13 protein-coding genes and 1 other RNA gene are annotated in these 13566 nt (G+C 70.9%); 9 read left to right on the top strand and 5 right to left on the bottom strand.

All coding sequences use genetic code 11. The features are described from left to right. Positions 1 to 63: 63 nt before the first annotated feature. From AB3X52_RS19000 to AB3X52_RS18980, 5 genes are all read right to left on the bottom strand, one after another. On the bottom strand, positions 64 to 903 hold the full coding sequence (locus AB3X52_RS19000; RefSeq protein WP_367995677.1) for an ABC transporter ATP-binding protein: 840 nt from the start codon (positions 901 to 903) through the stop codon (positions 64 to 66). After that, positions 879 to 1766, bottom strand: coding sequence for an ABC transporter permease (locus AB3X52_RS18995; protein ID WP_367995676.1), 888 nt, complete (start codon positions 1764 to 1766; stop codon positions 879 to 881). The genes AB3X52_RS19000 and AB3X52_RS18995 overlap by 25 nt, the downstream gene beginning before the upstream one ends. After that, positions 1763 to 2866, bottom strand: a complete 1104-nt coding sequence (locus tag AB3X52_RS18990; RefSeq protein WP_367995675.1) for an ABC transporter substrate-binding protein — start codon at positions 2864 to 2866, stop codon at positions 1763 to 1765. Before AB3X52_RS18990 ends, AB3X52_RS18995 begins: the two co-directional genes overlap by 4 nt. A 261-nt stretch (positions 2867 to 3127) precedes the next feature. Then, positions 3128 to 3934, bottom strand: a complete 807-nt coding sequence (locus tag AB3X52_RS18985) for an ATP-binding cassette domain-containing protein (protein ID WP_367995674.1) — start codon at positions 3932 to 3934, stop codon at positions 3128 to 3130. Between the two features lie 102 nt (positions 3935 to 4036). Next, entirely contained in the window at positions 4037 to 4678 is a 642-nt protein-coding gene (locus AB3X52_RS18980; protein WP_367995673.1) for a hypothetical protein, read from the bottom strand. 43 nt (positions 4679 to 4721) lie between these two features. Here AB3X52_RS18980 and ftsE point away from each other — a divergent pair, with 43 nt between their 5' ends. From ftsE to ssrA, 9 genes are all read left to right on the top strand, one after another. Continuing rightward, the gene (ftsE, locus tag AB3X52_RS18975; protein WP_367995672.1) at positions 4722 to 5411 is read left to right on the top strand and encodes a cell division ATP-binding protein FtsE; all 690 of its coding nucleotides are present in this window, start codon (positions 4722 to 4724) and stop codon (positions 5409 to 5411) included. Positions 5412 to 5497: 86 nt separating this feature from the next. Further along, positions 5498 to 6409 (top strand): permease-like cell division protein FtsX, encoded by a 912-nt coding sequence (gene ftsX / locus AB3X52_RS18970; RefSeq protein ID WP_367995671.1) that lies wholly within the window; start codon positions 5498 to 5500, stop codon positions 6407 to 6409. A gap of 73 nt (positions 6410 to 6482) precedes the next feature. After that, positions 6483 to 7772: a peptidoglycan DD-metalloendopeptidase family protein gene (locus tag AB3X52_RS18965; protein WP_367995670.1), complete on the top strand. Its 1290-nt coding sequence runs from the start codon at positions 6483 to 6485 to the stop codon at positions 7770 to 7772. A 91-nt stretch (positions 7773 to 7863) separates the two neighbouring features. Beyond that, a complete protein-coding gene (locus tag AB3X52_RS18960; protein WP_367995669.1) occupies positions 7864 to 9312 on the top strand; it encodes an aldehyde dehydrogenase family protein in 1449 nt (482 codons plus the stop codon). 67 nt (positions 9313 to 9379) lie between these two features. Continuing rightward, positions 9380 to 10909 carry a class I adenylate-forming enzyme family protein gene (locus tag AB3X52_RS18955; protein WP_367995668.1) on the top strand — a complete coding sequence of 510 codons (1530 nt, stop codon included), beginning with the start codon at positions 9380 to 9382 and terminating at the stop codon, positions 10907 to 10909. A 35-nt stretch (positions 10910 to 10944) separates the two neighbouring features. Continuing rightward, positions 10945 to 11673 (top strand): crotonase/enoyl-CoA hydratase family protein, encoded by a 729-nt coding sequence (locus tag AB3X52_RS18950; RefSeq protein ID WP_437440581.1) that lies wholly within the window; start codon positions 10945 to 10947, stop codon positions 11671 to 11673. 59 nt (positions 11674 to 11732) lie between these two features. Beyond that, entirely contained in the window at positions 11733 to 12212 is a 480-nt protein-coding gene (gene smpB / locus AB3X52_RS18945; protein WP_367995666.1) for an SsrA-binding protein SmpB, read from the top strand. Then, positions 12205 to 13134 carry an amidohydrolase family protein gene (locus AB3X52_RS18940; protein WP_367995665.1) on the top strand — a complete coding sequence of 310 codons (930 nt, stop codon included), beginning with the start codon at positions 12205 to 12207 and terminating at the stop codon, positions 13132 to 13134. Before smpB ends, AB3X52_RS18940 begins: the two co-directional genes overlap by 8 nt. A gap of 27 nt (positions 13135 to 13161) precedes the next feature. Beyond that, positions 13162 to 13532, top strand: a transfer-messenger RNA (tmRNA) gene (ssrA, locus tag AB3X52_RS18935). Positions 13533 to 13566 lie beyond the last annotated feature (34 nt).

Below are 13566 nucleotides of genomic sequence, written 5' to 3'. Positions count from 1 at the left end.
GGCGGGCGGCCCCTCGCGTCGTTGCGGCGTACGCCGGCGGCGCCCCGCCGTGGCAGCGGTGGATCAGGACGCGATCCGCTGACCGGGCAGGGTCTCCTCGTTGACGCCGAGCTCGGCGAGGAGGAAGCTGCGCAGCTCGGCGAACCGCGGGTCGGCCTGCGATCGGCTCTCCAGGTCGATGCGGACGTCGGTCCGGACGACTCCGTCGTCGAGCATGATCACCCGATCGGCGAGCACGATCGCCTCGTCGACGTCGTGCGTCACCAGGAGGACGGCGGGCCGGTGCACCTCGCAGAGCCTGCGCAGCAGGACGTGCATCTTGATGCGGGTCAGCGCGTCCAGCGCGCCGAACGGCTCGTCGGCGAGGAGCAGTTGTGGTTCCCGGACCAGCGAGCGGGCCAGGGACGCACGCTGCTGCTCGCCGCCGGAGAGCTCGTAGGGCCACGCCTTCTCGCGTCCGGCCAGACCGACCTCCGCGAGCGCCTGCGTGCCCCGCTCGGCGGCCACCTTGACCTTCAGGCCGAGGACGACGTTGTCGAGCACGCGCCGCCAGGGGAGCAGCCGGGAGTCCTGGAAGACCACCGAGACCGACTCCGGCACCGTGATCTGGCCGTGGCCGGCCACGTCGCGGTCGAGTCCGGCGAGTGCTCGCAGCAGCGTGCTCTTGCCGCTGCCCGACCGGCCGATCAGCGCCACGAACTCGCCCGGCGCGATGTCGAGGTCGAGGCCGTTGAGCACGCCCCCGGCCTTGTTGAAGCTGCGGTGCAGGTTGCGGACCCTGACGGCGGCCTGGGCGTCGCCGGTGCCGCCGGTGCCGCCGGTGCCGCCGGTGTCGCCGGCCGTGGTGGTCGGGGCGGGGGTCGTCGTGCCGGCCCCGGTCAGCCCTCGAGCGTGCGTCGCCATGCGAGCACCTTCCTCTCGGTGAGTCGGACGGCGCCGTCGGCGAGGAAGCCGAACGCGCCGTAGATGACGAGGCCGACGACGATGATGTCGGTCTGCCCGTAGTTCTGGGCCAGCGTCATCATGTGGCCGATGCCGCTGGTCGCGTTGTACTGCTCGACGACCACAAGGCCGAGGAGGGACGAGGTCACCGCGAAGCGCATGCCGAGCAGGAATCCCGGCAGAGCTCCCGGCAGCACCACCTGGCGGATGAACTCGCCGCGGCGCAGGCCGATGGTCTCGGCCAGCTCGGCGTACTTGCCCTCGATGCTGCGCAGCCCGTTGTGGGTGTGGATGTAGATCGGGATCAGCGTGATCAGGGCGATCGTGATGATCTTCATCTGCTCGCCGATCCCGAACCATGCGATGAAGAGGGGGATGAGCGCGAGCGTGGGGATCGACCGCTTGATCTGGATCGGCCCGTCGATGAGCGACTCGCCGACCCGGGACAGGCCGGAGAGGAGCGCGAGGACGGTGCCGGCGGCGATCCCGAGCGCGAGCCCGATGACGGCGCGCTTCAGCGAGGCGAGGATGTCCCCGAGCAGGTCCTGGTCCGTCCACTGGGTCTTTGCCGACTCCACGACGGTCCAGGGGGCGGAGAGCACCTGTTCGCTGATGAGGCCGGTCTTGGAGCCGATGACCCAGACCGCGAGCAGGACGGTCGGTCCGACCCAGAAGGCGAACCGGATCCTGCGCCCGGGTCCGAGCCGTCGGCGTACGACGCGCGCGTCGGTCTCCGCGGAGACTCCTCCGTCCTTCGTCGCGGTGCGCGTCGGGGGAGCGGTCGTGGCGGTGGAGGTGAGGTCGGTGGCGAGATCGGTGGTCATGAGGCGTCTCCTGTCACGACGTGTCCGCCGGCCGCCTGCGCTTCGACCTTCTCGAAGCGGCGGTCGACGAGGTCCTCGACGTCGAGCTTCTTGTGGCCCTGCTCCTGGGAGAGCAGGTCGGCGGTCTCCTGCAGTCGCTTGACCGCGTTGTCCCAGGTCTTCGGGATGCCGTCCTTGCCGCCGACCTGGACGCTCCACTTCGCGTCGGCCTCGTTGAGGCCCTCGACGTCCTGGTAGTAGGCCTTGGCGTACTCGTCGGGGTGGTCGTTCACCCAGAGCAGCGCCTTGGTGCGGACCGCGACGTAGTCCTTGAGCGCGGCGGCCTTGTCGGCGTCCTCGAGCGAGTCGGTGAGGCAGTAGAGGGTCGACGCGTCGTCGCGGATGCCGGTGTGCAGCGAGCTGCTGCCGGGGTATTTCGCGGCATAGATCTTGAGGTTGGCGGCGGCGAGCGGCGCCACGTCGACCGCCTTGCTGCCGAGCGCGGTGACATAGGTGTCGTTGACGCTGGTCATCTCGACGAGGTGCACGTCCTTCTGGGTCAGCCCGGCCTTCTTGAGGACGCGGAGCACGAGCGCCCCTTGCGCCTGGCCGGGGCTGTAGGCGATCTTCTTGCCCTTGAGATCGGCCAGGGTCGTGATGTGCTCGCCCGGAGCGATCCCGAGCTGGTAGATCGGGTATTTCAGCGGGTCGACGGTGACCGACTGGAAGATGATCTTGGTCGAGGTCCCGGTCCAGGCGGCGAAGAGCGACGGGATGTCGGCCACCGCCCCGCAGTCGAGCTTCCCGCCACGGAACGCCTGGATCGTCTGCGGGCCGCCGCTGAGGTCGGCCCAGGCGACCTTGACGCCGTCGGCGGCGAGCTCCTTGTCGAGCCCGGCAGCCTGGATCGCGGCCTGCGCGGCCGGGTCGCCGATGCGGATCTCCGTGCCCTTCGGGGTCTTCTGGGGAAGCGCCGCGGTGAGTGCGAGGTGTGGACCTTCGTCCGCCCCGCAGGCGGTGAGCCCCAAGAGCGCGGCGGCCAGGACGGCGACCGGGGCGATGGTCGCGAGCCAGGTACGGCGGGACCGCCCGGCGTGGTCTGGGTGGTCGGCGTGGTGCATCGGTGCTCCTCACGGATGACATGACTAAGTCAACGAAATTAATACACAATGAAGCTCGACGAAGAGGGAGGGTCTGCCATGTGGGCGTGTCGACCCTCCCGGTGCCTGTGTCGCAGGGCGGCGACCCCATCCCATCGGGCCGCCGCCCTGCTCCAGGTGGCCGCTCCGACGCTGCTCTGACCCAGCGTGGGCGGCGGGCCGCTCGGCGCGTGGCAAGCGCGGCGACCGGTTCGCGAGGCTGTGACGGCCTCGGGTTCCTTCCTAGGCGGTCTCCCTCCGCGGCCGGACGGCACGGTGGTCCGCGACGGCGCTGTCGGTGGCCGCCCCGATGCCGATCTCGCCCAGGAGCAGCGACCGCAGGGCGGCGTACTCGTCGGCGACGGGGACCGCCCCGCTGACGCGGACCGCGAGATCGCGGTGGACGCGCCCGTCGCGGAGCGTCACGACGCGGTCGGCGAGGGTGATCGCCTCGTGGACGTCGTTGGTGACGAAGAGGACGGCGAGTCGGTGGTTCCCGCAGACGGTCCGCACCAGCCGGTGCAGGCCACGCTGCGTGAGCGCATCGAGGCGGCGGAACGGCTCGTCTGCGAGAACCAGCTCGGGGGAGCCGGCGAGGGCGCGGGCGATCGCCGCCCGGTGCTGCTCGCCGGCGTCGAGGTCGCCCGGCCAGTCGAGCTCGCGGCCGGCGAGCCCGACCTCGGCCAAGGCATGGCGCCCACGGTCCAGGGAGTCGGGGTCCTCGAGCCCGCTCGTGACGTTGTCGAGGATCCGGCGCCAGCCGAGAAGCCGCGGCTCGTCGCCGAGGACCGCGACCGACGTGGGCGCGCGAAGGGTTCCGTGACCGACCACCTCCTGGTCGAGTCGCGCGAGCGCGCGGAGCAGCGTGGTCTTGCCGCTGCCGCGCCTGCCCATCAAGGCGACGACCTGGCCGGCGCACAGGTCGAGGTCGACGCCGGCGAGCACGCCGCCGTCAGGGGTCAGGCTCCGGTGCAGGTCGCGGATCCGCGCGACGCTGGCGGCCGGATCGTACGTCGGGTGGTACGTCGTTCCGGTGAGATGGTCGGCCATCACTGCCCTCCAAGCGATTAAGTCGACTGGAATACTAGACATAGAAGAGGCGCAAAGGGAAGAGGGCACGCCGAAAAGCTTCGCCGAGGACGAATCCGCGGGTCAGGCGGTGGCGGCGCGCGCCACGGCGAGGCACCAGCGACCGGCGCGCTCGGTGACCTCGCTCGCCGCCTCGCCCGGTCGTCCGATCAGCTCGCAGCTGAGCCAGGCGTCACCGAAGAGGCCGCGGTAGGACACGGTGCTCCGCCGCTGTGACGTGCACGTGAAGGCGAGCGTCGGGCGGCCGTACGCCGGCCCCTGCTGGGCGCGGCAGCCCTTCGGCGCACGCGCCGACATCTGCCGCGCCCAGGCGAGCGTCACCGGAGGTGCGAAGACCCAGGCCCGCGCCGTGGTGCCCGCGGTCGTGGCGCCGGCCGTCCTCGGCCCCGTCCATGTGCAGCCGTACTCCTGGGCCACGTCGGTGACCGAGCCCTCGGCGCCCGTGAGCGTGGCCGAGTCGCCGTCGCCGTACGACGCCGTCCGGGTCGGCTCCCCGGCGAGGGCGGCCTTGACGTCGGCGTCCGGGAGGCGGTCGCAGAACGGCTCGCGGGCCACGACGATCGTCGTGGTGTCGACCTGGGCGAGCGTCGTGGTGGATGGCCGTGTCGGCGCGGGCTCGTCGGGCGAGTGAAGGATCACACCGACCCCGACGCCCGCAGCGGTGACGAGGGTCGCGGCGGCCAGGAGAGCGATCTTCACGCGCACGGGGAAGAGCGTACGTTCCCACGGTTGGACTACCCTCGGCCCGGTGATTCGCTTCGAGAAGGTCACGAAGACCTACCCCGGTACGACCAAGCCTGCGCTCGAGCAGGTCTCTGTCGACGTGGAGAAGGGCGAGTTCGTCTTCCTGGTCGGCCAGTCCGGCTCCGGCAAGTCGACCGCGCTGCGGCTCGTCCTGCGGGAGACCCGGCCGACCAGCGGCCGGGTCTACGTCGCGGGGAAGGAGATCAACCGCCTCGCGGGCTGGAAGGTGCCGCGGCTGCGCCGCGACATCGGCACCGTCTTCCAGGACTTCCGCCTGCTGCAGAACAAGACGGTGGGCGAGAACGTCGCCTTCGCGATGCAGGTCACCGGTCACTCGCGCCAGGAGATCGCCACGAGGGTCCCCGAGACCCTCGAGCTGGTCGGTCTCGAAGGCAAGGGCGACCGCATGCCCGACGAGCTCTCCGGCGGTGAGCAGCAGCGGGTCGCGATCGCGCGCGCGTTCGTCAACCGGCCGATGATCCTCATCGCCGACGAGCCCACCGGCAACCTCGACCCGGCCACGTCGGTCGGGATCATGAAGATCCTCGACCGGATCAACCGCACCGGGACCACGGTCGTCATGGCCACCCACGACGCCGGCGTCGTCGACCAGATGCGCAAGCGCGTCATCGAGCTCGAGGCCGGGCGCGTCATCCGCGACCAGTCCCAGGGCGTCTACGGCTTCCAGCACTGATCGGACCGGGCCTCACCGGGCGAGCCGCCCGGCGCCCGCCGTACGTCCCGAACGCTCCGCACGACACGAAAGTTCTTCACGCCTCCATGCAGCTGCGCTACGTCTTCACCGAGCTCCGCCAGGGTCTGCGTCGCAACCTCTCGATGCACCTGGCCGTGGTCCTGACGCTTCTCGTCTCCCTCACCCTCGCCGGCATCGGCATCCTGCTGCAGAAGCAGGCCAACCTCACCGAGGACGTCTGGGGCAACGAGCTCCAGATCACCTTCTACCTGTGCAACGGCGTCGACGACCGCAACGCCGCCTGCAGCGGGCCGGTCGACTCCGCCGAGAAGCAGGTGATCGAGAAGCAGCTCAAGGCCGACCCTTACGTCAAGTCCTACGACTTCGAGAACCAGGCGCAGGCCTACGAGCGGTTCAAGCAGATCTCCGACAAGAGCAACTGGTCGGGCTCCGACCCCGTCGTGCGGCAGTCGGACATGTGGCAGTCCTACTGGGTCACGATGAGCGATCCCCACAAGTCCTCGGAGATCGTCGAGGCCATCGGAGGCCTGGACGGCATCGACCACGTCTCCGACAACCACGAGACGATCGGGCCCGTGCTCAGCGCCATCGACGGGCTGAGAACCGCGGCGCTCGTGGGGGCGATCCTGCTGGTCATCGCCGCGCTGCTCCTGGTCGCCAACACCATCCGCCTCGCCGCCTTCGCCCGACGGCGCGAGATCGGCATCATGCGGCTGGTCGGCGCCTCGACGCTCTACATCGCGCTGCCGTTCCTGCTCGAGGCGCTCGTGACGGCGGTCGTGGGCATCGTGCTGGCCGGTGGGGCGCTGGCCCTGGTCGTCTGGCTCGGCGTCGTACGCCGGCTCTCGAACGCGCACTGGACCCACTGGGTGGGATGGCACGAGTACGCCGTGTCGCTCGGGATCGTGGCGATCCTCGGCGTCGCGCTGACGCTCATCCCGACACTCCTGCTCACGCGCAAATACCTCAAAGTCTGAGCGCGGTCGTCTACGGTCGAGGAGCTTGTTCCCCTCGTCCTGCACAGCCCCGAACATCTCCGGAGACCCGACGGTGCGTTCCTTCCCCCGCGCCGCCCGCCGCCGTGCCCTGGCCGGTGGGCTCGCTGCCCTCGTGATCGTCGGCCTGACGGTCCCGCTCGCCGACGCCGAGGACCACGGCTCCACGCACGCCCAGAAGAAGCACGCGCTCGAGCAGAAGCAGAAGCATGTCCACCAGCGGACGAAGCATGCGGCCGCGGACCTCGACGACTCCAGTGCCGAGCTGCGGAAGGCCGATGCCGCGCTCGCGTCGGCACGGACCAGACTGAGCCACGCCCGCGCCCACCTCGCCACCACCAACAGCCGGCTGAGCACCGCGCGCGCGGCCGACGCGGCCCTACGGCGACAGCTCGCGGAGAAGAAGGCCGAGCTGGCGCAGGCCAAGGCGGACCTGGCCGACGGTCAGAGCGACGTCGACCACCAGCGCGACACCCTGCGCGACCAGGCGCTCGAGAGCTTCGGTGAGGGCGACCCCGAGCTGCAGCAGCTCTCCGCCCTCATGGGCGCCGGGTCGCTGGAGGACCTCACCCGACAGAAGGCGTACGGCGACGCCGTGTCCGGCACCCAGGACAACGCGCTGCAGCGGCTGGAGGCGGCGCAGGCGGTGCTCGTCGTACGCAAGCAGCAGGTGCAGGACGCCACGGACGCGGTCGCCTCCAAGGAGGCGGAGGCGGCGCAGAAGGTCGCCGAGGTGAAGGCGCTGCGCCACGAGGCGATCCTGGCCCGCAACGCCGTCCTCGAGCTGGTCGGCACCCGCCGGTCGGCGGCTGCGACCGCCGCGCGCGTCAAGAAGCGGGACGAACGTGAGCTGGCGAGGCTGCGCCGGCGTGAGGCGCAGATCAGGAAGCAGATCCTCGCGCTCGCAGCGAAGGCCGCGAACCGGCACGTCTCGAGCACGGGCGGCATGTTCGCCCCGCCGGTGTCGAACACCTACATCACCTCGCCGTACGGCTGGCGCGAGCACCCGATCTACCACTACTGGGGCCTGCACGACGGCGACGACCTGCACGCACCGTGCGGCACGCCGGAGCGAGCCATCGACACCGGCAAGGTCATCTCGACCTACTACTCCAGCGTCTGGGGCAACCGCCTCTACCTCGACCTCGGCAAGATCAACGGGCACAGCTACACCGCCATCTACAACCACATCAGCCGATACCGGGCGCACGTGGGTCAGGTAGTCGGTCGCGGTGACACCCTCGCGTACGCCGGCACTACGGGCTGGTCGACCGCCTGCCACCTGCACTTCACGATCCTGAAGGACGGCACGGCCGTCGACCCCGCGCCGCTCATCGGCTTCTGACCGGCGTCGACCGGGCGGCGTCGCCGGTCCCGCGTTCCGTCGCGCGGAAACGGCGGTGTCGGGCGGGCGGTGGCACGCCTAGGTTCGCGGCATGGCTACCCACGGACAGCTCTTCATCGGCGGTGAATGGACCGCCGGCTCCGGGACGAACACGTTCGAGACCGTCGACCCGGCGACCGGCCAGGTGCTCGCCGTCGCGGTCGAGGCCACGGCCTCCGATATCGACGCCGCGGTCGAGGCCGCGACGAAGGCGCTGGCCGACCCGGCCTGGCACGGCATGACGCCGTCGGACCGGGGCAAGCTCCTGTGGCGGATCGGCGACCTGATCGAGCAGCACGCCGCCGAGCTCGGGGAGCTCGAGAGCCAGGACCAGGGTCAGTCCGTCGGCTTCGCGCAGGGCAGCATGGCCGGCGCCGCCGACATGATGCGCTACTTCGCCGGCTGGACCACCAAGCTCAGCGGCACCGTCAGCCCCGTGTCGGTGCCGGGCATGCTGCACTACACCCGCCGGGAGCCGGTCGGCGTCTGCGCGCTGATCACGCCGTGGAACTTCCCGCTGGCGATCGCCGTGTGGAAGCTGGCCCCGGCGCTGGCGGCCGGCAACACCGTGATCCTCAAGCCGGCGGAGCAGACGCCCCTCACGACGCTCCGGCTGGCCGAGCTGTGCGCCGAGGCCGGCGTCCCCGCCGGGGTGGTCAACGTGCTCACCGGCGGGCCGGACGTCGGACGTGGCCTCGTCGAGCACGACGGTGTCGACAAGGTGTCGTTCACAGGCTCCACCGAGGTCGGCCGCGAGATCGTCCGTGCCTCGGGCGGCAACCTCAAGCGGGTCAGCCTCGAGCTCGGCGGCAAGGCGCCGAGCATCGTGCTCAAGGACGCCGACATCGACGCGGCGGTCACCGGCAATCTCATCGGGGGCCTGGTCAACAATGGGCAGGCGTGCGCGGCGTACAGCCGGTTCTACGTCGACGCGAGCCGGGTCGAGGAGTTCACCGAGAAGCTCGCCGGCGCGATGTCGGGGATGACTCTCGGGCCGGGCTCCTCGCCGACCAGCCAGGTCGGACCGCTCGTCTCCGCGGAGCACCTCGCCCGCGTCGAGAGCTACGTCAAGAGCGGCGTCGAGCAGGGCGCCGAGGTCGTCGTGGGCGGCAAGCGTCCCGGCGGTGACCTCGCGGGTGGGTACTTCTTCGAGCCCACCCTGTTCACCGGCGTCGCCCACGACATGACGATCGCGCGGGACGAGATCTTCGGTCCCGTCCTGCCCGTCATCGCCTACGACGACCCCGACGAGCTGGTCGCCCGCGCGAACGACACGAGCTACGGCCTGGTCGCCTCGATCTGGACCCGCGACGTCGCGCTCGCCCAGCGGATGGCCCACCAGATCCGGGCGGGGGAGGTCATGATCAACACCCTCCCGATGCTCGACCCGGCGGCTCCGTGGGGCGGGTTCAAGGGCAGCGGCTGGGGCCGTGAGATGTCGGCGGAGGCGCTCGACTCCTACACCGAGACGAAGGGGATCTGGGTCAACCTCGGAGGCTGAGGCGATGGACCGGCGATGGTCCGGTCCGGCCTTGACGTGACCCGTGTCACCCCACGAGGGTCGGGGCATGGCGATCGCGGCTGATCTGGTGAGACGGGGTGCGGCCCGGTTCGCGGACCGTACGGCGGTGCTCTTCGACGACGAGTCGCTGACCTACCGCGAGGTGGACGAGGCGGCGAACCGGATCGCCGGCTTCCTGGCCGCGCACGGGGTCCGCAAGGGCGACCGGGTCGCCCTCCTGGTCGGGAACGGGCTGTGGTCGCTCTCCCTCGACTTCGCCTGCCTCAAGGGCGGGCTGGCGCGCGTGCCGCTCAACGCACGGCTCTCCGTGGCCGAGCACGAGCGGATGATCCGCGAGACCGGCGTCAGGTGGCTCGTCCACGCGGCCGAGCTGACGTCGGTGGCGGAGGAGCTGCTCGCCCGCATCGACGGGCTCGCGGCGGTCGGCGTCGGGGGGCCGGGGGCCGGCGGTGGGCCCGACCTCCTCGTGGAGGCGGCGACCGGACCCGCGGCCGACCCCGGGATCCCGCTCGATCCCGCGGATCCGGCGCTCCACCTCTTCACCTCCGGCACGACGGGACGGCTCAAGGCGGCGACGCACACCCAGGCGTCGTACGCCGCGATCGCGGCCAACATCCTGGCCAACCTGGTCTCCCCGGGCCGCGACTCGGTGATGCTCCACGCCGCGTCGCTCATCCACGCCAGCGGCACCTTCGTGCTGCCGTACTGGCTGCGGGGCGGTACGGCGGCGATCCTGCGCGGCTTCGAGCCGCAGGAGTTCATGGCGGCCATCGAGCGCTGGTCGGTCACCGAGACCAACCTCGTGCCCACCATGCTCGGCATGCTGTTCTCCAGCGGGGCGGCCACGGCCGGAGACGTCTCGAGCCTGCGCACCGTGCTGTACGGCGCCAGCCCGATGCCCCGCCCGCTGATCGCCGAGGCGATGAAGGCGTGGGGACCGATCTTCGTGCAGTACTACGGCCAGACCGAGGCGCCGCTGTGCCTGAGCGTCCTCGACAAGGAGGACCACCTCGACGAGTCGCTGCTGGGCTCGTGCGGCCAGCCGGCCGTGGATGCGGAGGTGCGCGTCGCCGCCGAGGACGGCACGCCGGTCGCGCCGGGGGAGATCGGCGAGGTCTGGGTGCGGGCGCCCTCCCAGATGGCGGGCTATCTCGATGCCCCCGAGCTCAACGAGGAGATGCTCACACCCGACGGCTGGATCCGGACGCGTGACATGGCGCGCACCGACGAGCGGGGCTACCTCTTCCTCGTCGACCGGCGCAGCGACATGATCGTGACCGGCGGCTACAACGTCTATCCACGGGAGGTCGAGGACGCCCTCGCGACCCATCCCGCGGTGGCGGAGTGCGCGGTCGTCGGTGCGCCCGATGAGACGTGGGTGGAGGCGGTGACCGCGTTCGTGACGCTCCGGTCCGGCCTCACGGCGACCGCCGAGGAGCTGCAGGCGGCGTGCCGCGAGCGCCTGGCGGGCTACAAGGTGCCCAAACGGGTCGTCTTCGCCGAGGACCTGCCGAAGTCGGCCGTCGGCAAGATCCTGCGCCGCGCGCTGCGCGAGCCGCTGTGGGAGGGCCGGTGAACGCGGCTGCGGTGAGGGTCGAGCGGAACGGTCCCGTGACGACCGTGATCCTCGACCGGCCGCACGCACGCAACGCCGTCGACCGGCCGACGGCCGAGGCGCTCGCCGAGGCGTTCCGTGCCTTCGACGCCGACGACTCGGCCTCGGTCGCCGTGCTCTGGGGCGCCGGTGGCACGTTCTGCTCCGGCGCGGACCTCAAGGCCATCGGCACGGACGACCAGAACCGCGTCGACCCCGACGGCGACGGCCCGATGGGCGTCACCCGGCTCGAGCTCGGCAAGCCCGTGATCGCCGCGATCGAGGGGTACGCCGTCGCCGGCGGCCTCGAGGTGGCGCTCTGGTGCGACCTGCGGGTGGTGGCGGCCGACGCCGTCCTCGGCGTGTTCTGCCGCCGCTGGGGCGTCCCGCTCATCGACGGCGGGACGGTCCGGCTGGCGCAGACCGTCGGGCGGGGCAGAGCGCTCGACCTGACGCTCACCGGCCGCCCCGTCGAGGCCGACGAGGCCCTCGCGATGGGGCTTGTCAGTCGCGTCGTACCTTCCGGGCGGGCGCGGGCGGCGGCCGAGGAGCTCGCCGCGGGTCTGGCCGCCTTCCCGCAGACCTGTCTGCGGAACGACCGGTCCTCGCTGCTCCACGGACTCGGGAGGCCCACCGGTGAGGCGATGGCCTACGAGCTCGAGGTGGGGCTCGCGTCGCTGACCGCCGATGGCATGGCGGGCGCGGATCGCTTCGCCGGCGGCGCGGGCCGTCACGGAGCGTTCTGAGAGGCGCGGCGAGTCCGCCCGTCGCGAAACCCCGTTGCCTGCCCTGAGAGAATGAGGGAATGCCGAAGGAACAGGGGCGCAAGCTCGTCGCGCAGAACAAGAAGGCGCGGCACGACTATCACATCGAGGACACCTACGAGGCCGGTCTGGTCCTGCAGGGCACCGAGGTGAAGTCCCTGCGTGAGGGTCGCGCCTCGCTGGTCGACGGGTTCGTCGACATCGAGCGGGGTGAGGCCTGGCTCCACGGCGTCCACATCCCGGAATACCTCAACGGCACCTGGACCAACCACGCCGCCCGCCGCAAGCGCAAGCTGCTGCTCCACAAGGCCGAGATCGAGAAGATCGACAAGCGCGTCTCCGAGAAGGGGCTCACCGTCATCCCGCTGTCGCTCTACTTCAGCGACGGCCGCGCGAAGGTGGAGATCGGCGTCGCCAAGGGCAAGAAGTCGTGGGACAAACGCCAGGCGATCGCGGAGCGCACCGCCAAGCGCGAGACGGAGGTCGCCGTCGGTCGCCGGCTCAAGGGCATGCGTGACTGACCTGAACGCGGTCGCCGGCGACGCCGCCGGCGTCCGTGCCTGGTGGCAGCGCCGCGGCCTGCCGGGGCTGTTCGACGTCCACGTCCACTTCATGGCGCCGCCGATCCAGCGCGCGGTCTGGGACGTCTTCGCCCGGGCCGAACACCACCCCAAGCTCGCGCGACCCTGGCCGATCCGCTATCAGCTCCGCGAGGAGGAGCGGGTCGCGCTGCTGCGCGACTTCGGCGTACGCCGCTTCTCGGCGCTGTCCTACGCGCACAAGCCCGGGGTGGCGCAGTTCCTCAACGACTGGTCCCGCGACTTCGCCGTACGCGTGCCGGACTCGCTGTGGTCCGCGACGTTCTATCCCGAGCCCGAGGCGCCGTCGTACGTCGCCGGGCTGATCGCCGAGGGCATCGAGATCTTCAAGGTGCACGTGCAGGTGGGGGAGTTCCACCTCGACGACCCGCTGCTCGACGCGGTGTGGGGGCTGCTCGCCGAGGCCGGCACGCCGATCGTGGTCCACTGCGGCTCCGGGCCGATCGGGAACGCCTTCACCGGGCCGACCCCGCTCGAGCGTGTCCTGCGACGGCACCCGCGCCTGGCGGTGGTGGTCGCGCACCTCGGGGCGCCGGAGTACGCCGAGTTCCTTGCCCTGGCCGAGACCTACCCGCAGGTCCGGCTCGACACGACGATGGCCTTCACCGACTTCTTCGAGGACATCGGCGGCTTCCCGCGTGAGCTGCTGCCCAGGCTGGCGGACCTCGGCGACCGCGTCCTGCTCGGTTCCGACTTCCCGTCGATCCCCTATCCCTACCTCCACCAGCTCGAGGCCCTCGAGCGGCTCGGGCTCGGGGAACAATGGCTGCGCGCCGTGTGTTGGGACAACTGCGTCGCGCTCTTCGGGGAAACCCGTTCGGCAGCAGTTGGCTCGCCGGGCTAGGATCTGCGACGGATTGACAATTCCAGAGGGGCTGATCGGTTTCGACTTGGGACGTTGTTTCCAGGGGAAGCGGGTCGAGGAGCCAGCGTCATCTCGTTAACGATCGCTGGAAACCAATAACTGCCAACGCTAAGCGCAGTTCCTTCGCTCTCGCCGCCTGAGCGGTGATCGAAGCGTCAGACAGGGCATCCGTCTCCGTCCCTGATCCTGGCGTCGCCTAGGAGACTCACCCTCCCTCTCTCGTCAGTGGGGTTCGAGGGGACATCTAGCTGACTGAGCCCGTCGGTGACGTGTCTGTGCGAGCACCGGGGCCGAGAAAAGCGACAGCACAGACTGCACCCGGAGAAGACCTGGCTCGGCGCTCGAGGACCGGGGTTCGATTCCCCGCAGCTCCACTCACCTCTGGCCGACGTGTGGCCGCGCGACCCGCGG

Source organism: Nocardioides eburneus, from assembly GCF_040838215.1.
Taxonomy (GTDB): domain Bacteria; phylum Actinomycetota; class Actinomycetes; order Propionibacteriales; family Nocardioidaceae; genus Nocardioides; species Nocardioides eburneus.
The sequence above is the reverse complement of the archived record's forward strand: the minus strand, read 5'-3'. Positions and strand labels throughout refer to the sequence as shown.